This window comes from Aeromonas sp. FDAARGOS 1402 (assembly GCF_019046925.1).
Taxonomy (GTDB): Bacteria; Pseudomonadota; Gammaproteobacteria; order Enterobacterales; family Aeromonadaceae; genus Aeromonas; species Aeromonas caviae.
This window is the reverse complement of the sequence record NZ_CP077201.1, coordinates 1,414,084-1,432,259: the sequence shown is the minus strand read 5'-3', so window position 1 is coordinate 1,432,259 and position 18,176 is coordinate 1,414,084. Positions and strand designations below refer to the sequence as shown.

16 protein-coding genes are annotated in these 18,176 nt (G+C 62.9%); 9 read left to right on the top strand and 7 right to left on the bottom strand.

The annotated features are described in order from the left end of the window. Window positions 1-138: 138 nt before the first annotated feature. Together I6L32_RS06840 and I6L32_RS06835 are read left to right on the top strand one after the other, a co-directional pair. Complete coding sequence (locus tag I6L32_RS06840; RefSeq protein WP_216944857.1) at window positions 139-2,706, top strand: bifunctional diguanylate cyclase/phosphodiesterase; 2,568 nt, start codon at window positions 139-141, stop codon at window positions 2,704-2,706. A 60-nt stretch (window positions 2,707-2,766) separates the two neighbouring features. Continuing rightward, complete coding sequence (locus I6L32_RS06835; RefSeq protein WP_029313422.1) at window positions 2,767-3,516, top strand: class I SAM-dependent methyltransferase; 750 nt, start codon at window positions 2,767-2,769, stop codon at window positions 3,514-3,516. A gap of 70 nt (window positions 3,517-3,586) precedes the next feature. Here the strand turns inward: I6L32_RS06835 and I6L32_RS06830 are convergent, their stop codons facing one another. Genes I6L32_RS06830 through rhlB form a run of 3 tightly spaced genes read right to left on the bottom strand, consistent with a single transcriptional unit; the run spans window position 3,587 to window position 6,653 of the window. Next, entirely contained in the window at window positions 3,587-3,847 is a 261-nt protein-coding gene (locus I6L32_RS06830) for a Rho-binding antiterminator (protein WP_043155408.1), read from the bottom strand. Between the two features lie 12 nt (window positions 3,848-3,859). Continuing rightward, on the bottom strand, window positions 3,860-5,350 hold the full coding sequence (gene gppA, locus I6L32_RS06825) for a guanosine-5'-triphosphate,3'-diphosphate diphosphatase (RefSeq protein WP_041212042.1): 1,491 nt from the start codon (window positions 5,348-5,350) through the stop codon (window positions 3,860-3,862). Between the two features lie 13 nt (window positions 5,351-5,363). Beyond that, a complete protein-coding gene (gene rhlB, locus I6L32_RS06820) occupies window positions 5,364-6,653 on the bottom strand; it encodes an ATP-dependent RNA helicase RhlB (RefSeq protein ID WP_041212041.1) in 1,290 nt (429 codons plus the stop codon). Window positions 6,654-6,766: 113 nt separating this feature from the next. Between rhlB and trxA the strand changes: the two genes are divergently transcribed. From trxA to fre, 5 genes are all read left to right on the top strand, one after another. Beyond that, entirely contained in the window at window positions 6,767-7,093 is a 327-nt protein-coding gene (trxA, locus tag I6L32_RS06815) for a thioredoxin TrxA (protein WP_010672369.1), read from the top strand. A 207-nt stretch (window positions 7,094-7,300) separates the two neighbouring features. After that, window positions 7,301-8,566: a transcription termination factor Rho gene (gene rho, locus I6L32_RS06810; RefSeq protein WP_010672370.1), complete on the top strand. Its 1,266-nt coding sequence runs from the start codon at window positions 7,301-7,303 to the stop codon at window positions 8,564-8,566. Window positions 8,567-8,672: 106 nt separating this feature from the next. Further along, the gene (locus I6L32_RS06805) at window positions 8,673-9,680 is read left to right on the top strand and encodes a hypothetical protein (RefSeq protein ID WP_069652899.1); all 1,008 of its coding nucleotides are present in this window, start codon (window positions 8,673-8,675) and stop codon (window positions 9,678-9,680) included. Window positions 9,681-9,713: 33 nt separating this feature from the next. Next, on the top strand, window positions 9,714-11,183 hold the full coding sequence (gene ubiD / locus I6L32_RS06800) for a 4-hydroxy-3-polyprenylbenzoate decarboxylase (RefSeq protein WP_069652900.1): 1,470 nt from the start codon (window positions 9,714-9,716) through the stop codon (window positions 11,181-11,183). Between the two features lie 155 nt (window positions 11,184-11,338). Beyond that, window positions 11,339-12,037 carry an NAD(P)H-flavin reductase gene (gene fre, locus I6L32_RS06795; protein WP_010672373.1) on the top strand — a complete coding sequence of 233 codons (699 nt, stop codon included), beginning with the start codon at window positions 11,339-11,341 and terminating at the stop codon, window positions 12,035-12,037. A 139-nt stretch (window positions 12,038-12,176) separates the two neighbouring features. Here fre and I6L32_RS06790 read toward each other — a convergent pair whose 3' ends face one another. Beyond that, window positions 12,177-12,434, bottom strand: coding sequence for an accessory factor UbiK family protein (locus I6L32_RS06790; protein ID WP_010672374.1), 258 nt, complete (start codon window positions 12,432-12,434; stop codon window positions 12,177-12,179). Between the two features lie 301 nt (window positions 12,435-12,735). Between I6L32_RS06790 and I6L32_RS06785 the strand changes: the two genes are divergently transcribed. Continuing rightward, window positions 12,736-15,153 (top strand): VolA/Pla-1 family phospholipase, encoded by a 2,418-nt coding sequence (locus I6L32_RS06785; protein WP_216944856.1) that lies wholly within the window; start codon window positions 12,736-12,738, stop codon window positions 15,151-15,153. 176 nt (window positions 15,154-15,329) lie between these two features. Here the strand turns inward: I6L32_RS06785 and glpG are convergent, their stop codons facing one another. Next, the gene (gene glpG, locus I6L32_RS06780) at window positions 15,330-16,163 is read right to left on the bottom strand and encodes a rhomboid family intramembrane serine protease GlpG (protein WP_029313427.1); all 834 of its coding nucleotides are present in this window, start codon (window positions 16,161-16,163) and stop codon (window positions 15,330-15,332) included. Window positions 16,164-16,192: 29 nt separating this feature from the next. Beyond that, window positions 16,193-16,516, bottom strand: a complete 324-nt coding sequence (glpE, locus tag I6L32_RS06775) for a thiosulfate sulfurtransferase GlpE (protein ID WP_005307320.1) — start codon at window positions 16,514-16,516, stop codon at window positions 16,193-16,195. Window positions 16,517-16,679: 163 nt separating this feature from the next. Here glpE and I6L32_RS06770 point away from each other — a divergent pair, with 163 nt between their 5' ends. Continuing rightward, window positions 16,680-17,273, top strand: coding sequence for a LysE family translocator (locus I6L32_RS06770; protein ID WP_010672378.1), 594 nt, complete (start codon window positions 16,680-16,682; stop codon window positions 17,271-17,273). Here I6L32_RS06770 and I6L32_RS06765 read toward each other — a convergent pair. Next, window positions 17,252-18,097 (bottom strand): AraC family transcriptional regulator, encoded by an 846-nt coding sequence (locus I6L32_RS06765; protein WP_069652902.1) that lies wholly within the window; start codon window positions 18,095-18,097, stop codon window positions 17,252-17,254. The genes I6L32_RS06770 and I6L32_RS06765 overlap by 22 nt on opposite strands. Window positions 18,098-18,176 lie beyond the last annotated feature (79 nt).

Sequence of the window (18,176 nt, the reverse complement as noted above, 5' to 3'; positions counted from 1 at the left end):
GTGATTTTTGATAGAAAAAGGGACCTTTTGGTCCCTTTTTCCAAGCCTTTTTAATATCTTGCGGAGTGCATGTTTGCACTGTCCCCGCCTCTTCAGTAGAGTCGGGTTCTACCTTCCAGGGAGAGAAAGAACCTTGCCATGAGGCGAGCACTCGAGTCTGTCTATCAAATCATCTCCAGCCTGTCTCATTCGAGTGGTCAGGGATATTTTGATGCCTTTGTGAGTGAAATCGCCAACGCGGTGGGGGCTGACTTCGTCCTGGTGTCCGGCAAGGATCAAGCGGGTCTGTTCTTTACCGTGCATGCCGCCTATCCCGTCTCCCTCGACATCAACTCCTACAGCTTCCCCCTCGCCGACACTCCGGGCGAGATCGCCATGCAACAGGGTGAAGCCTGGTTCAGTGATCGCACCCGCCAGCTGTTCCCCCACGCTGCCGTGCTGGAGCGCTGCGAGGTGAGAGCCTATGCCGGCGTCGCGCTCAAGAACGCCGAGGGAGAGACCATCGGCCTGTGCAGCGTCATGTTCAAGCGGGCCATGCCGAGAATGGAGAAGATAGTGGGCCTGCTGCGTCTGCTGGCCCCGCTCGCCGGTCGTGAGCTGGCGCTGATGTATCAGCAGCGCCAGAGCCAGGAGCAGCCGGCGCAACCGGAACATCACCACTTCCTGGACACCATGATGTCCCATGCGCCCGTGGGCATCGGCAAGGTGGATCTGGGCGGCAAGATCCTCTGGGCGAACCCAGCCATCGAGAAGATGCTCGGCTACAGCCAGGAGGAGCTGCAACAGCTCACCGTCGCCGAAATCAACCATCCGGACGACTGGCAGACCAGCATTGCGCTCTACGACGCCCTCAAGCGGGGAGAGCGTCCCGCGTTTACCCAGGAGAAGCGTTATCTCCATCGGGATGGGACCGTCCTGTGGGGACGGGTGACGGTGACCCTGATCCGCAACGAGCAGATGCACCCCGACTATCTCATGGTGGTGCTGGAGAACATCGATCCCATCAGGCGCCATGCGGAGCAGCTCAAGCTCTCCCACCGGGTCTATGACAACCTCTCCGAAGCCATTCTGGTGTGCGATGCCGACAGTCGCATCATCTCGGTCAATCCGGCCTTCGAGAAGATCACCGGTTACAGCGAGGAGGAGGCGTGTGGCCAGCGGCCCAGCATGCTCAAGTCCGGACTGCACGATCAGACCTTCTATGCGGACATGTACCACGCCCTGGAGCGGGTGGGGATCTGGCGTGGGGAGGTGTGGAACAAGCGCAAGAACGGCAAGCTTTATCCCCAGCAGCTGATGATCAGCGCCGTGCGGGAAGGGGGCAAGATCAGTCAGTACATCGCCATCTTCAGCGATCTTTCCCAGACCAAGCTGGCGGAGCAGAAGATCGCCGCCCAGGCCAACTACGACAACCTCACCGGCCTGCCCAACCGCTGGCTGTTCGGTCGCTGTCTGGCCCGCTTCTGCGAGCGGGGGGAGCGCTTCGCCCTCATGGTGCTCGACCTCAACAACTTCAAGGCGGTCAACAACAGCATGGATCACCATGTGGGCGACGCCCTGCTGCGGGAAGTATCGGATCGGCTGGTGAGCCGGGTGCGCACCGAGGACCTGGTGGCCCGCATCGGCGGTGACGAGTTTGCCTTCCTGGTGCCCGGTATCGTCAACCGCCGTCAGGCCGAGGTATTTGCCAAGCAGGTGATCGGCGGCTTTGCCCGTCCCTTCATGCTGGCCAACCAGCACCTCTATGTGACCGCCACCCTGGGGATCACCCTCTGTCCCAATGACGGCGGCGACAGCGACGAGCTCTTGCGCAATGCCGAGCAGGCCCTGTTCGTCGCCAAGCGCCAGGGACGCCCCCTCGGCACCTACAACGCCTCCATGCGGGAAGAGGTGAGCCAGCGCCACCAGATGCAGCACGATCTGGCGGAGGCCATCAAGCTGGGCCAGCTGACCATGGCCTACCAGCCCATCTGGGACAACCGCAGCGGCCGGGTCGCCAAGCTGGAGGCCCTGGTGCGCTGGTATCACCCCCACTGGGGTCAGGTCTCACCGGCGGATTTCATCCCGCTGGCGGAAGAGGCGGGGCTCATCCAGGGGCTGGGTGCCCTGGTGCTGTGGCAGTCTTGCCGGGATCTGGCCAGATTGCAGCAGTCCGGCTTCCCGGATCTGCAGATGTCCATCAACCGCTCCACCCTGGAGTTCCAGACTATAGACCCGGAGGCCAACGAGTGGCTCAGGGTGATCCGCCACTTCGAGCTGGATCCGGCGGACATCATCATCGAGATCACCGAATCTCTGCTGATGGAGACCAGCGATCAGCACAGGGTGCGGATCGATGCTCTGCGCGAGGCGGGCTGCAAGCTGGCCATCGACGACTTCGGCACCGGCTACTCGGCACTGAACTACCTGCGTACCTTCCCGGTGGATTTGGTGAAGATCGATCGCTCCTTCGTGCGCCATATTCCCTTCAACGAGCAGGACCGCCTGCTGCTCGACGGCATCATCAACATCGTGCACAACCTCGGCATGCAGGTGGTGATCGAAGGGGTGGAGACCCGGGAGCAGCTCAACTTCCTCTGCCAGAAGGGGTGCGCCTTCACCCAGGGGTATCTGCTCAGCCGCCCGCTGCCCTTCGACGATCTGACCGAGTACCTGAGTCTCAACCGTCAGGGAATGAACTTGGCGAATCTGACCACGGTGAGCTGACCCCCCGCTTCTGCTATCATGCCGGCTTCTGCGCCGTGATGAGTCCATGTTATGCCCCATATTCAGGTTTTCAGTGAAGTGCCCGCCCGCGATGGCGAGCTCGACGCCCTGCGCCAGCGCCTTGCCGACGTGGCGTTTCCCGCTCCCTTCGCCCTGGTGCTGACCGAATCGCGGTTGGAGCTGCGCAAGCTGGACGAACCCAAGCTGGGGGCCGTCTATGTGGACTTCGTGGAAGGGGCGGTGGCCCATAGGCGCAAGTTCGGTGGCGGGCGCGGCCAGTCCATCGCCAAGGCGGTGGGATTGAAGTCGGGAGCCATGCCGACCGTGGTGGATGCCACCGCCGGGCTCGGGCGCGATGCCTTCGTGCTCGCCTCCCTCGGCTGCAAGGTGACCCTGATCGAGCGCAGCCCCGTGGTGGCGGCCCTGCTCCAGGACGGTCTGACCCGGGCGGGGCAGGATCCCGAGATAGGCCCCTGGGTGCGCGAGCGGATGCAACTGCTGCAAGGCCCGGCGGTGGAGACCCTGCTGGCGCTGACCGAGCGGCCGGAGGTCATCTACCTGGATCCCATGTTCCCCCACAAGCAGAAGTCGGCGCTGGTGAAAAAAGAGATGCGGGTGTTCCAGTCCCTGGTGGGGGCGGATCTCGACGCGGATGCCCTGCTGCCGGCGGCGCTCAGGATGGCTGACAAGCGGGTGGTGGTGAAGCGGCCCGACTATGCGGGCTGGCTCAACGAGCACAAGCCCAGCATGGCCATCGAGACCAAGAGCAACCGCTTCGACGTCTATGTGATGGCGGCGCTGGCAAGTTGAGTGGCGACGGGCAGGGAGTCTGAGCGTCAAACGAAGAGGGCCAACCTGATCAGGTTGGCCCTCTTGCTATTCATTGGCTGCGGGGTGGGGCGAAGTGGATCCGCTTTTCTTCCCCTTGCCAGACGAGTTCCAGGGTCCCCAGGTCCGCCAGGCTGAGGCGCTCAGCGCGCTCCAGCAGCAGATATTCCACTCCGTCGCTGGCTTCTATGGTGCGGATCCTGTCCGCCCAGGTTCGTCCATCCCGGTCGGTGATCGTGACGGGCAGTTGCCAGCTGGCGGCGATCTCCAGCCAGTCGTACAGGTCACAGCTGATGGGTTGGTAATCGGCCATGGGGTGTGTGCCTCAGGCTTCCAGCAGCCGGGTGGACCAGCCCATCTTCTGCTGGCGCTCCACCTCGAGGCGCAGCTCGCTGGCGCGCAGGTAGTGCTCGTCCAGCCACCCCTTGGGCAGGGTCAGGGTCAGGGCATCTTCATCGGCTTGCAGCATGAACCTGGGCACAGTGCCCTGGGTCCGGCGCATGCAGAGGATGAGGGAGATGCGCAGGATGCGGGCCAGCCGGATCGCCTGGCGACCGGTGACGGCGCCCTGTTTCTCCAGCGGCTCCAGCTTGAATTCATCCCGCTGGTTGAACAGCAGGGCCGACAGCAGCTTCTTCTGCGCGGGGGTGAAGCCCGGCATGTCGATGTTGTCGATGATGTAGGCGGCGTGCTGCGGCGCCTTCTTGTACTCGATGCACAGACCGATTTCGTGCAGCAGGGCCGCGTAGCGCAGGATCGGGCGGCCGTAGCGCTTGGAGAGGCGCCAGGCCGGCTGCAACTGGGTGAACGCCTCGATGGCGGTGTCGCGGACCCGCTCGGCGTGCTCCTTGTCGAGCTGGTAGCGGCTGATCAGGCTGTCGGCGGTGCGATCCCGGGCATCACAGTCGTGATTGTTGCCGAGCAGGCCGTAGATCAGGCCTTCACGCAGGGCACCGCCCGCCAGGGTCATGCTCTCGATGTCGAGGGTTTCGAAGATGGCGATCAGGATGGCGAGACCGGAGGGGAACACGGTCAGCCGTTCGGCCGCCAGCCCTTCAAGCTGCAACTGATCGAGTCTGCCGCAGGCGATGGCCTGACCCATCAGCTCTTGCAACTTGGGCAGGGTGACCCGCTCGCTCTTGCCCTGGGCCAGCATGATCTCCTGCAGCGCCTGGACGGTGCCGGAGGCGCCGACGCAGGTGCGCCAGCCGAGGACACGGTAGTCGGCAGCCACTTTCTCCAGTACCGCCTTGGCGGCGGCAATGGCCTGGTTGAAGCGCGTCTCGGAGAGCTCGCCATCACCGAAGTGGTTGTTGAGCCAGGTGACGCAGCCCATGTGCAGGCTGTTGAGCAGCTTGGCTTCGCTCTGCTCGCCGATCACCAGCTCGGTGCTGGCGCCGCCGATGTCGATCACCAACCGGTTGCCTTCCCCTGCCGACGTCCAGGAGACACCTTCATAGATGGTCTTGGCTTCTTCCTCGCCCGAGATGATCTCGATGCTGTGGTTGAGGACCCGTTCCGCTTCGCTGATGAACTCATCGACGTTGGTGGCCAGGCGCAGGGTGGCGGTGCCCACTACCCGGATGTTGTCGGACGGGATGTCCTGCAACTGCTCGGAGAAGAGGCGCAGACAGTCCCAGCCCCGCTCCATGGCGGCACGGTTGAGGCGAAAATCGGCATCGAGGCCGGCGGCGAGGCGTACCTTGCGCTTGACCTTGGTGACGGTGCGCAGGGCACCGGCGACCTCGCGCACCACCAGCATGTGAAAGCTGTTGGAGCCGAGGTCGATGGCGGCATAGAGAGGCGAGTTGTGCAACTTGGCCGATCCCTCAGTTCTTGCGGGGGGGGCGACGACGGTTGTTGCTGTTGCCACCGCCCTGGCGATCCCGCATGTTGCGGTTCACCGGCTGGCGGTTGCGGAACACCCGTTTCGGCGCGGTGACGTCATCCAGCAGCGCCTCGCGGTCATACTTGCTGACCGGGATGGGGTGGTGGATGTACTCCTCGATGGCTGGCAGGTTGAAGGCATAGTCTTCACAGGCCAGGCTGATGGAGTGACCGCTTTTGCCTGCGCGACCGGTACGACCGATGCGGTGGACATAGTCTTCGGCATCATCGGGCAGGTCGTAGTTGAAGACGTGGGTCACGTCGGGGATGTGCAGACCACGGGCGGCCACGTCGGTGGCGACCAGGATATCCAGGGTGCCCTTGGTGAACTCTTCCAGGATCTTCATCCGCTTCTTCTGCGGCACGTCGCCGGTCAGCAGACCGACGCGGTGGCCGTCATTCTCCAGCCAGGCGTGAACGTCTTCACAGACGTGCTTGGTGTTGGCGAAGACGATGGCTTTCTCGGGCCACTCCTCTTCCATCAGGGAGAGCAGCAGCAACATCTTGTCTTCGTTGGAGGGGTAGAAGAGCTCCTCCTTGATCCGCACGCCGGTCATCTGTTCCGGCTCGACCTGCACATGTTCCGGGTGGTTCATGTGTTCATAGGCCAGCTCCTGCACCCGCAGGGAGAGGGTGGCGGAGAACAGCATGCTCAGACGCTCGGTGGCGGGGGGCATGCGGCGGAACAGGAAACGGATGTCCTTGATGAAGCCCAGATCGAACATGCGATCCGCTTCGTCCAGTACCACGACCTGGATGTTGCCGAGATCGATGACCTTGGACTTGAAGTAGTCGATGATGCGACCCGTGGTGCCGATCAGGATGTCGACGCCCTGTTCCAGCACGGCCAGCTGCTTGTCGTAGCCTTCGCCACCATAGGCGAGACCGAGCTTGAGCCCGGTGGAGGCTGACATGCTCTCTGCATCGTTATAGATCTGGACGGCCAGCTCCCGGGTCGGGGCCATGATGATGGCGCGGGGCTGGTTGATGAGGCGCGGCCTGGTCAGCGGATGGGTCAGCAAATAGTTGAATGTCGCCGCCAGGAAAGCCAGGGTTTTGCCGGTCCCCGTCTGAGCCTGACCGGCGAGGTCATGACCTTCAACCAGCAGGGGCAGGGACAGTGCCTGGATGGGCGTACAATAGTGAAATCCCTTTGATTCCAGACCAGCCAGAACTTCGGGTTCGAGGCCCATTTGGGCGAATTTTTCGGTCGTTAGATGTGTTTTGCTCATGGCGGTAGGTTATCAGGTTAGGCTTGCAATAATAAACAGGATCATTTCAAATAGGGCAACTATTGCCTTTGTTGAACCATCAATAAAGCCTTAATTACTGACTGGAGTTGGAGATGAGTGACAAGATTGTTCAGCTGAGCGATGCCAGCTTCGAGGCCGATGTAATCAACGCCGACAGCCCTGTTCTGGTCGATTTCTGGGCCGAATGGTGTGGACCGTGCAAGATGATTGCCCCGATCCTGAACGAAGTTGCTCAGGAATATGAAGGTCGCGTGACCGTGGCGAAATTGAACATCGATCATAACGCCGACACTCCGCCCAAGTACGGCATTCGTGGTATCCCGACCCTGCTGCTGTTCAAGAATGGTGAAGTGGCAGCGACCAAGGTCGGCGCCCTGTCCAAGACCCAACTGAAAGAGTTCCTGGACGGCAACCTGTAATAATCAAGAAGGAGCGCATTGCAATAATGCGCTCCTTGTGTTTTATCACCTAGACGCTCACCCTGATTGGTGCTAGTTTATCGCTCGTTTGCTAACCTTTTTGCCTGACTCTTTGCTTAACTACCAGCCTGGCAAGTCAAATCCGATCAGCATCAATCCAGCAGACTGTCTCCTCATTTCAATCCTTGCTTACAGACTTTCACCACTATGAATCTGACTGAACTTAAGAACACTCCTGTGTCCGAGCTGGTCCAGCTTGGCGAATCCATGGGGTTGGAAAATCTGGCTCGGGCGCACAAGAAAGACATTATCTTTGCAATCCTCAAGGCGCACGCCAAGGGCGGCGAGGATATCTTTGGCGACGGTGTGCTGGAAATCCTGACCGACGGTTTCGGTTTCCTGCGCAGTGCAGACGGCTCTTATCTCGCTGGTCCGGATGACATCTATGTCTCCCCGAGCCAGATCCGCCGCTTCAACCTGCGTACCGGCGATACCATTTCCGGCAAGATCCGGCCGCCGAAAGAGGGCGAGCGCTATTTCGCCCTGCTCAAGGTCAACGACGTCAACTACGACCGTCCGGAAAACTCCCGCAACAAGATCCTGTTTGAAAACCTCACTCCCCTGCACGCCAACGAGCGTCTGCGCATGGAGCGTGGCAACGGTTCCACCGAAGACATCACCGCCCGTGTACTGGATCTGGCATCCCCGATCGGCAAGGGCCAGCGCGGTCTCATCGTTGCACCGCCCAAGGCCGGTAAGACCATGCTGCTGCAGAACATCGCCCAGAGCATCGCCTACAACCACCCGGATTGTGAGCTGATCGTGCTGCTGATTGACGAGCGTCCGGAAGAAGTGACCGAGATGCAGCGGATGGTGAAGGGCGAAGTGATCGCCTCCACCTTCGACGAGCCGGCCTCCCGTCACGTCCAGGTCGCCGAAATGGTGATCGAGAAGGCCAAGCGTCTGGTCGAGCACAAGAAGGACGTGGTGATCCTGCTGGACTCCATCACCCGTCTGGCCCGCGCCTACAACACCGTCATCCCGTCTTCCGGCAAGGTGCTGACCGGTGGTGTGGATGCCAACGCCCTGCACCGTCCGAAGCGTTTCTTCGGTGCGGCGCGCAACGTCGAAGAGGGCGGCAGCCTGACCATCATCGCCACCGCGCTGATCGATACCGGCTCCAAGATGGATGAAGTCATCTACGAAGAGTTCAAGGGTACCGGCAACATGGAACTGCACCTCTCGCGCAAGATTGCCGAGAAGCGCGTCTACCCGGCCATCGACATCACCCGCTCCGGCACCCGCAAGGAAGAGCTGCTGACCGCCCCGGACGAGCTGCAGAAGATGTGGATCCTGCGCAAGATCATTCACCCCATGGGCGAGATCGACAGCATCGAGTTCCTCATCGACAAGCTGGCTGCGACCAAGACCAACGACGAGTTCTTCGACTCCATGAAGCGTCAACAGAAGTAACAGCCTCTTCAATGACAAAACCGCGGCCCAGGTCGCGGTTTTTGTTTATCTATTTCACGGTTGGCTTAGTAGTATGAAGCCTCGATGTCACAAGGAAAGGGACGTCATGAAGCTGGTGTTGTTCATATGGATGGGTTGGTTGTGGCTGGCGGCCCCGGTGCATGCCGACTCCCCGCCGCAATTGCAGGCTCCCCTGGTGGCGGACGAGGGACTGGAGGGGCATCGGGCGTACCTGGACGGCCGCATGGCGCTCGGGCAGTTTGATGCCATGGACTCGTTGCTCGAAACCCTGTCGGTGGGGCAGCGGGAGTTCCTGTTGTTCCAGTTGCTGGGTGAGCTCAAGTCATCGGGCGCACCGAGCCCGGCGCTGCTGGCCTGGGTGCGGGCACAAGCGGCCAAGGCGCCACAATGGCTGGTGGAAGGGAAGGTGGACGGTTTCCTGGTGCAGCTACCCGCCTACGACTTCCCCGCCGAGGCCCGGCTGGTGCTGAGCCACTGGCAGCAGCTGGCCTGGCAGGACAACTATCGCCAGTTGCTGGAGCAGGATCGCTTCGACTTCAAGCTGGTCTACTACAGCCGCAATCCCGAGCTGGCACAGCAGCAGCAGGCCCTGCTGGCGGTGCTCGATCGGCAGCCGGTATCCGTGCTGCGCCGGGAGGCGCAGCGGCTTGCCGCCCTCAATCTCTTCCTGCCGGACAACCAGTTGCTGCTGCACTTCATCGAACAGACCGGGGAGACGGCACTCTACCTCAAGCTGTGGCGACAGCCAGTGGATCACGATAGCCTGACAGCACTGCACACCATTTCCCGCTTTTATTCAGGTCAGGAGGCGAGCGATCTGCTGATCGCCGCCAGCCAGAACAGCCGCCTGATGGTCCCCGCCCTGCACCAGCTCAGCCGCCTCTCCCCCTTGCCGGACGGGGCCCAGCAGTTCCTCCTGGCCGAACTCGGCAAGCACCAGTATGGCGGGCTGGTGGCCGGCCTGTTGTTGCAGATGGACGAGCCCAGGCTCCTGGGTCAATTGGCAAACCGGCTGACGCTTCAGGAGCGGCGACACGCCTCGTCCGTCATGAGGTCCGATACGGGTACACCGGATACGCCGCCAGGGTTATAATGCGGGACCACCTGATCCCGCTGGGGTACTTGCATGAAATACAAGGACTTGCGTGATTTTATCGCGCAGTTGGAACAAAACGGACAGCTCAGGCGCATCAGTCGCGAGATAGACCCCTATCTGGAGATGACCGAGATCAGCGACCGTACCCTGCGTGCGGGGGGCCCGGCCCTGCTGTTTGAGAATCCCAAGGGCTACACCATGCCGGTGTTGACCAACCTGTTCGGCACGCCGGACCGGGTTGCCATGGGCATGGGCCAGCCCAACGTCAGCGCCCTGCGCCAGGTGGGGACCTGGCTCTCCTACCTGAAAGAGCCGGAGCCGCCTCGCGGGCTCAAGGAGCTGATGGAGAAGCTGCCCATCTTCAAGCAGGTGCTCAACATGCCGACCAAGCGGCTCTCTTCGGCCCCCTGTCAGCAGGTGGTGCTGGAAGGGGGCGCGGTGGATCTGGATCAGATCCCCATCCAGCACTGCTGGCCCGGGGATGTGGCGCCCCTGGTCACCTGGGGTCTGACGATCACCCGTGGTCCCTACAAGAAGCGGCAGAACCTCGGCATCTATCGTCAGCAGAAGATCGGCAAGAACAAGCTGATCATGCGCTGGCTGGATCACCGGGGCGGCGCCATCGATTTTCGCGAGTGGCAGGAGGCCCACCCGGGCGAACGCTTCCCGGTGGCGGTGGCGCTGGGCGCCGATCCGGCGACCATCCTGGGCGCGGTGACGCCGGTGCCGGACAGCCTCTCCGAATACGCCTTTGCCGGTCTGCTGCGGGGCAGCCGTACCGAGGTGGTGAAGGCGCTGAGCTGCGATCTGGAAGTGCCCGCCAGCGCCGAGATCGTGCTGGAAGGCTATCTGGAGCCGGGGGAGATGGCCCCCGAAGGGCCTTACGGCGATCACACCGGCTACTACAACGAAGTGGACGAGTTCCCGGTCTTCACCATCACCCACATGACCATGCGCCGGGATGCCATCTACCACAGCACCTACACCGGCCGTCCGCCCGATGAGCCGGCGGTGCTCGGGGTGGCGCTCAACGAGGTGTTCGTGCCGCTGTTGCAGAAGCAGTTCCCCGAGATCGTGGATTTCTACCTGCCGCCGGAGGGGTGCTCCTACCGGATGGCGGTGGTGACCATCAAGAAGCGCTACCCCGGCCACGCCAAGCGGGTGATGCTGGGGGTCTGGTCCTTCCTGCGCCAGTTCATGTACACCAAGTTCGTGATCGTCTGCGATGACGACATCAACGCCCGGGACTGGAAGGACGTTATCTGGGCCATCACCACCCGGATGGATCCGGCCAGGGACACCACCCTGATCGAGCACACCCCCATCGACTACCTGGACTTCGCCTCGCCGGTCTCCGGGCTCGGCTCCAAGATGGGGCTGGATGCCACCAACAAGTGGCCGGGGGAGAGCAACCGGGAGTGGGGTCAGCCCATCGTCCAGGACGAGGCGGTAAAGCAGAAGATCGATGCCATCTGGGACGAGCTGAAGATCCTCGACTGAGGGATCCCCGATGGGGCGCGGCCATTGTGACGCAAAAGTGCGGTATTGCCGTGCCGAATTGGGTATGCTCGACGGACCTGACCACCAACTGGTCGCCATAAAAACAGTGAAACCATGAGCGAAGCGGGCCGGGCAGGCCCCTCACAAGGACAAGAATGCAACGTATCAAGTGCCGCGTAGAGGAACTGCGCGAATATGTCGACACCATCTGGCACGTGGCGCTGGCGCCGCAGCAGGAGGTGAGCTTCAAGCCGGGCCAGTATCTGCTGGTGGTGATGAGCGATTCGGACAAGCGCCCCTTCTCCATCGCCAACTCGCCGACCCGCTCCGGCGTGCTGGAGCTGCAGATCGGTGCCACTCCCGAGAATGCCTATGCCGGTCAGGTGCTGGCCCGCATGCGCGAGCAGGGAGAGATCGAGGTCGAGCTGGCCGCTGGCAAGGCGTTCCTGCGCGACGAATCCCCCCGACCGCTGATCCTGATGGCGGGCGGCACCGGCTTCTCCTATGCCCGCGCCATCCTGGAATACCTGATCGGCAGCGGCAGCAAGCGTCCGGTGTTCCTCTACTGGGGCGTACGCCAGGCGCACTGGCTCTACGAGCTGGAGCAGATGCAGCAGTGGGAGCGCGACTACGCGCCGCTGACCTTCATTCCCGTGGTGCAGGAGCCCGAGAGCGACTGGACCGGCAGGACCGGGCTGGTGCACAAGGCCATCATGGATGACTTCGTCAGCCTGCATGACTACGACATCTATGTGGCGGGCCGCTTCGAGATGGCCGGTGCCGCGCGGGAAGAGTTCAAGGTGCTGGGCGCCGAGCCCGAGCGCATCTTCGGCGATGCCTACGAGTTTATCTGACCACGGCCAACCGCAGAGCGTCGATCTGCCCCCTTATCGTCTTGCGAGAGAAGGGGGGATGAGAAACTCGTTGTCCCCATAAAAACGACAAACCCCAGCCTGGCTGGGGTTTGTGCTATCTACGGCGGGTCACGCCGGATCATTCGCCCTTGGCAGCGAGCTGCTGCTCGAGCTGGGCCAGCTTGGCCTCGAGGGCGGTCAGCTTCTCCCGGGTGCGCAGCAGCACCTTGGTCTGCACGTCGAACTCCTCGCGGCTCACCAGATCCAGCTTGTTGAGCTGAGCCTGCAAGACCTGACGGGTCTTTTTCTCCACCTCTTCACCCATGCTGCGAATGCCGGGGGGCAGGGCGTTGTGTATCTGTTTGGCGATCTCTTCCAGTTTTTTCGGGTCGATCATGGGGGTCTCCTTAAGCAATGGCGCCATTCTACCGACAAATCGTCCCCTTTGCCGAGATCGGGGCGGCTTTTTGCGCCATGGATCCCATCGGGCTCTGGTCGGGTCTGGTTGATACACCCTGGCTGCTACCCTGTGACACCGGGAATCAATTCCAATTCCTTGATGGTGTACACAAAAAAATCAGATCAGATGACTGACCAGAGGCTTATTAATTGTTGCGTTGCTGTTAATATGATTCGGTCGGGTTTGAACCCTACCCCGTCAGGCTCATCATGGATAACAACATAAAAGAGATAAGGATATGAAGAAAAAGCTAATTTACGCGGCCGTCGTCAGTGCGCTGCTGAGCGGTTGTGGTGGCAGTGACGACAACACAGGCGATACCTCAAGCTATCTCGATTATCTGCTGAGCGGCTCCAATGCAGTCCGACCCAGCGCCCTGGCAGCCCGTGCGACCGACGGTACCCTGAAATTCTCCACGGAAACGGCGGATCTCTCCAACCCGGTGTCCGCCCTCTCCACCCTGGATGGCTGGTCGACTACCCAGGCGATCCAGATAGTGCCGGTGACGGCCTCCGGCATCAAGGTCAAGGCGCCGGCCGCTGCTGAATTCGCAGCCTCCGTGGCACCCCTCTACCTGATGGAGCTGGAGTTTGACAGTGCGGCCCTGCGTCCGAGCGGCGTGAAGAAGGTGCTGACCTACGGGGTGGACTTCGTGGTGGCCGAGACGACCGGCAAGCTGAATCTGGTGCCGCTCAAGCCGCTCAACCCCTCTTCCTACTACATGATAGTGGCGACCGATACCCTCAAAGACAGCACGGGTGCCCCCCTGCGACCGGGTAGCGACTACAGCAACTACAAGACCAGCACCGGCAGCAACGCCCAGGAGCAGACCATCAGCGGCCTGATTGCGCTGCAGGAAGGGTTGTTCAAGGCTGCCACCGGCATCACCAGCGACCACGTGATCTTCTCCGACTGGTTCGGTACCCAGTCCGGCGCCGACGTGCTGGTGGCGGTGAAAGGGGCGGCCGCATCCGTGCTCAAGAGCCCGACCCTGGACGCCGCCGCCCTGTGGAAGCAGGACGCCCTGGGCAATACCAGCCTGCCTGGCACCTATACCCTGTCGGTGAGCGGCGGCAGCCCCTTCCTGACCCAGCTGGACGCCGAGAACTTCCTGCCCCAGGAGCAGAAGGATGCGATTGCCGCCGCTTTTGGTGACGGCACTCCGCTCCACAATCTGGCCTTGGGTACCACCGTCTACAGCGGTACCGTCAAGCTGCCCTACTTCCTCTCCTCCCCGGCCACCGCCGGCTCCTGGGACAAGGCGAAGACCCAGTCCTGGCACGGTGCCATCCCCAGCCTCTACGCCATCGCGAACGCCCTGAAGGCCCAGGATGCCGAAGTGATCGGCGGCCTGGTGGGGGCGGGTGTGGATCCGGCCCTGCTGGGCGAACTCATCGCCGATCCTAGCCGTCAGGCCGAGCTGCTGGCGGAGGCGAGCAAGTTGATCGGGGTGACCCTCACCTCCGGCGGCAAGGCGCTGGATCCCGAGATGAATATCGGGCGCTTCAACCCGCTGCCGGCATTGGAAGAGGTGCAGTCCGTCCCGATGCGGATCTTCGCCGCCGCACCGCTGGCGAACATCACCGACGTGATCATCTATCAGCACGGCGTCACCTCCGTGAAGGAGAACGCCTACGCCCTGGCCCTTGGCCAGATTGGTGCCGGTGCCCAGGCGAGCAAGAACGTGGCCGTGGTGGTGATCGATCATCCCCTGCATGGTGAACGCGGCTTCGCCCTGACCGGCAGCATGGACTCGGTGACCACCTCCGACAACCCGACCCCCTACCTGAACCTGAGCTACCTGACCGTGGCCCGCGACAACCTGAAACAGAGCGTGGCGGATCTGCTGGGCCTGCGTCTGGCGGTGGGGTTGGCCAATGCCAAGGGCGCCATCGGCACCGCAGGCAGCCTCAAGGTACACTTCCTGGGTCACTCTCTGGGTGCCATCGCGGGGGCCAACCTGCTGGCGGTGGCCAACCAGTCTGTTGGCAACCCGACGGCAGACGCCCTGTTCAAGTTCGACACTGGCGGCCTGGCCATGCCGGGTGGCGGCATAGCGCCGCTGTTGCTGAACTCGCCGACTTTCGGCCCGACCATCCAGATGAGCGTGCTGACCGCTGGCAGTGCGGCCCTGAAGGCAGCTTTCACCGCCTACGCCCCGAACTGCAAGACGGCGGTGCCGACCTGCTTCGTCAACGAGTTCCTGCCGAGCCAGGATGCGGCCACCCAGGCCACGGCGGCCAGTACCCTGCAGAGCTACAGCTTCGCGGCGCAGTCGGTGCTGGATTCGGCAGACCCCATCAACCTGGGGAGCGGCATCGCGGCGGACTTCCCGCTGTTTGCCACCGAAATCGTCGGCGACGGCGCCCTGAGCCTGTCGGATCGAGTGATCCCGAACAGCATTGCCACCGCCCCGCTGGGTGGCACCGAGCCGCTGTTCAAGGTCCTGGCCCTGCAACCGCTGACCGCCACCGGCGCCGCCAACCACAGAGCGGCCCGCTTCGTGGCCGGGGGTCACAGCTCGCTGCTGGCACCGGACGAGAACTTCGATCCGACCGGCGCCGTCACCACCGAGATGCAGACCCAGTTCGGCAGCTTCTTCGCAAGCGGCGGTACCGCGGTCAAGGTGACCGATGGCAGCCTGCTCAAGCAGTAAGCCGGCCGACCAATAAAAACGCCGCCCCAAGGGGCGGCGTTTTTTTATGGCAAATCGGCTCAGGCTGGCCTGTGGTGCCTGTCCAGCCAGCCCTGGGCAAGGCCGACCAGCAGGCCTGCCAGGTGAGCCATGTTGGTGGTCGCTTTGGTTACCGAGCAGTTGCCGGCAACCAGGCCTCACCCCGGCCTGTGGTGTCTGTCCAGCCAGCCTTGGGCAAGACCGACCAGCAGGCCGACCAAATGGGCCATGTTGGCGGTGGGGGTGCCGAGCATGTCCAGGAAGCCGAGCACCAGCCAGACCAGCATGAAGCCCATCAGGGCTGGCGGCATGGCGAGGCCGCAATCCGGTTGCAGCCTGGTTCGCAGCCAGCTGTAGCCGAGCAGGGCATAGACCACCCCGGAGAGGCCGCCAAAGCGCGGGCCGCTGACAAAGAACTCGGCGATATTGGGCAGGGCAGCCCCGACGATGAGCAGTATGAACAGCTTGCCGCTGCCGAGGCGCTGCTCTATCTGGCCACCGAGATACCACCACCACAACAGGTTGAACACCAGGTGCAGCACCGAGAAGTGGATGAAGGCCGGGGTGACGTAGCGCCAGGCCTGCCAGTCGGTGAACTGGGCCAGGGTGGGGTGGAAGGCGAGCTCGTCGAAGATGGGCAGGCCGATGGCATCCAGAGCGTAGATGGCCAGGCAGGCGATGATGACCACCAGGGTCAGGGGGCCCGCCTGGTGGAGGAAATCGGTGACCGGATCCGTCATCCCCTTGCTGTAGTCGATCCGGGCATCGGCATGGCCGGATTGCCAGGAGGCCTCCATGTAGCGGGGGTGATTGGGTTCGCTCAGGAAGCGCTTGACCTCCTGCTGGGCCTGGGCGAGGCGCCGTTCGTCCGCCAGCCAGACCGAGACGCCAAGCTCTGACTGGGTCAGCTCGCACGGAATGCCCAGGGTAGCGAGATAATCCACCAGCGCCTGGGCCATGCGGGCGTCGCCCAGCACCAGCAGCTGGATCATGCCGGTTGAGGAGGAGCGACCCGCCTCTGTCATGCGTCCCCCGCCTGGATGGGGAACTCCCTGCGCCAGGCCTCGAAACCGCCATCCAGGCTATAGACCTCGTCATAGCCTTGTTGCAGCAGGTACTGGGCCGCCCCCTGGCTGCTGTTGCCGTGATAGCACATCACGATGACGGGGGTATCGAAGTCCACCTCGTTCATAAAGCGAACCAGGGTGCCGTTGGTAAGGTGGAAGGCGCCGACAGCGTGGGCCGTCTCGAAGGATTGGGGATCGCGAATGTCCACGAGACGGGCTTCGCCTGCGCTCAGCTTCTGGTGGGCATCATGGGCGCTGATATGGGCAAACTGGTCCATTGAGATGTCCTGAAAATGGAGGGTTGAAGGGCAGTTTACCGCAAGCGGCGGTTTGCGCTAAGTGTGCAATGGGGGCGGCATCCAGGGGATCGCAATTTTCTTCAATATCGGGCCGCCCGGGCCGGGTAGGCTCGGACTTCCCTCAATTGAACGAGCATCATCCATGGAATTCAGTCTGCTGTTATCCATGGCCGGGTTTGCCCTGGCCATGTCCATCTCCCCGGGGCCGGTCAATCTGGTCGCCCTTGGCACCGGCGCCCGGTACGGTTTCACGGCCAGCCTGCGCCACGTGGTGGGGGCCACCCTCGGCTTCATCCTGCTGCTCCTGCTGATGGGGCTGGGTCTTGGCGGTGCCCTGTCCCGCTGGCCTGTGGCGCTGGGGGCCATTCACTGGGGCGGCGTGCTCTTTCTCGGCTGGATGGCCTGGCAGTTGCTGGTGGACAGCGGCGAGGTGGAGGAAGTGGAGGGCGTGCCCCCCGCCTTCTGGTACGGGGCCCTGATGCAGTGGCTCAATCCCAAGGCCTGGCTTGCCGCCAGCATGGGGATGGGAGCCTATGGGATCGCGGGCGGCATGAGCCAGATCGCCCTCTTTACCGGCATCTATCTGGTGATCTGCCTCGGCTCCATCGCCTGCTGGGCCTATGCGGGCAGCCGATTGCAGGGGTGGCTGGTCTCTCCTCGCCGATTGCGCTGGTTCAATCGGGCCATGGCGCTCTTGCTGCTGCTCAGCGCCGCCTATCTGGTGCGCTCGTCCTGAGGGGCGAGCTGCGCTCTGTACTGGCCCGGGGTGGCGGCCACCCGGCGTTTGAACTGGCGCTGGAAGTGGGCCTGATCGGCAAAACCGCTGGCAAGGGCCACTTCCGCCAGGGGCTGCCCCTGGCGCAGCAGGGTGCGGGCGTGGCGAATGCGCTGATCGAGCAGGTAGGCGTGGGGCGTCATGCCGTAGTGGCGGCTGAAGGCGCGCACGAAATGGGAAGGGGTAAGCCCGGCCACCGCACTCAGCTGCGCCAGGGTGAGGGCGCAGGCACTCTCGTCCTGCATCAGCTCGGCGGCTCGCTGCAGGTGCCGGGGAGGGCGGTCATCCCACTTGGCCGGGGTGAGCCTGGCCAGAAGCTGGCGGCTGAAGAGGTGGCAGGCCACTTCGCGAGCCAGGGGATCCGGCTCTTCCACCAGTTGCCGATGAAGCCGGCAGAGCCCCTGGTAGAGCAGGGGATCCCGGCTTGCGGTCATGTCGAAGGGGCGAAACGCGTTGCCGAGCCCGGCTTCCTCCTGCTGGCGCTGCAACCAGAGGTTGTCGATGTAGAACATCAGATAGGACCAGGGCTGGTCCGCGACGGGATTGCAGGCGTGCACCTCTTCCGGGTTCATCAGCACCAGGCTGCCGCGGCCGACCTCTTGCAGGCTGCGCTGGTTGAGGTAGTGGCTGTGGCCGCCGGTGATGGCGCCGATGGAGAAGTGGGGGTGGCTGTGCTTGTCATAGCAGACGCGCCGGCCATCCTGCACCGCCCGCGCCTCGATGAAGGGTAGGGCGGGATCGTGCCAGAAGTGGTGCTGATCCTGCGTCGCCCGCGCACGGCTCACGATGTGCTCCTCGGCGGGGGGTTGTTCCCCTGCCGGGCTCGGGGAGCGCGGCAGGGGAAGGGTGACGATGGTTGCTGCA

Coding starts and splice junctions, on each gene's coding strand:
- I6L32_RS06840 (WP_216944857.1), top strand. CDS start 139: ATGAGGCGAGCACTCGAGTCTGTCTATCAAATCATCTCCAGCCTGTCT.
- I6L32_RS06785 (WP_216944856.1), top strand. CDS start 12,736: ATGAAGAAAAAGCTAATTTACGCGGCCGTCGTCAGTGCGCTGCTGAGC.
- glpG (WP_029313427.1), bottom strand. CDS start 16,163: ATGATCCAGCTGCTGGTGCTGGGCGACGCCCGCATGGCCCAGGCGCTG.
- trxA (WP_010672369.1), top strand. CDS start 6,767: ATGAGTGACAAGATTGTTCAGCTGAGCGATGCCAGCTTCGAGGCCGAT.
- rhlB (WP_041212041.1), bottom strand. CDS start 6,653: ATGAGCAAAACACATCTAACGACCGAAAAATTCGCCCAAATGGGCCTC.
- I6L32_RS06805 (WP_069652899.1), top strand. CDS start 8,673: ATGAAGCTGGTGTTGTTCATATGGATGGGTTGGTTGTGGCTGGCGGCC.
- fre (WP_010672373.1), top strand. CDS start 11,339: ATGCAACGTATCAAGTGCCGCGTAGAGGAACTGCGCGAATATGTCGAC.
- glpE (WP_005307320.1), bottom strand. CDS start 16,516: ATGGACCAGTTTGCCCATATCAGCGCCCATGATGCCCACCAGAAGCTG.
- ubiD (WP_069652900.1), top strand. CDS start 9,714: ATGAAATACAAGGACTTGCGTGATTTTATCGCGCAGTTGGAACAAAAC.
- I6L32_RS06830 (WP_043155408.1), bottom strand. CDS start 3,847: ATGGCCGATTACCAACCCATCAGCTGTGACCTGTACGACTGGCTGGAG.
- I6L32_RS06770 (WP_010672378.1), top strand. CDS start 16,680: ATGGAATTCAGTCTGCTGTTATCCATGGCCGGGTTTGCCCTGGCCATG.
- rho (WP_010672370.1), top strand. CDS start 7,301: ATGAATCTGACTGAACTTAAGAACACTCCTGTGTCCGAGCTGGTCCAG.
- I6L32_RS06790 (WP_010672374.1), bottom strand. CDS start 12,434: ATGATCGACCCGAAAAAACTGGAAGAGATCGCCAAACAGATACACAAC.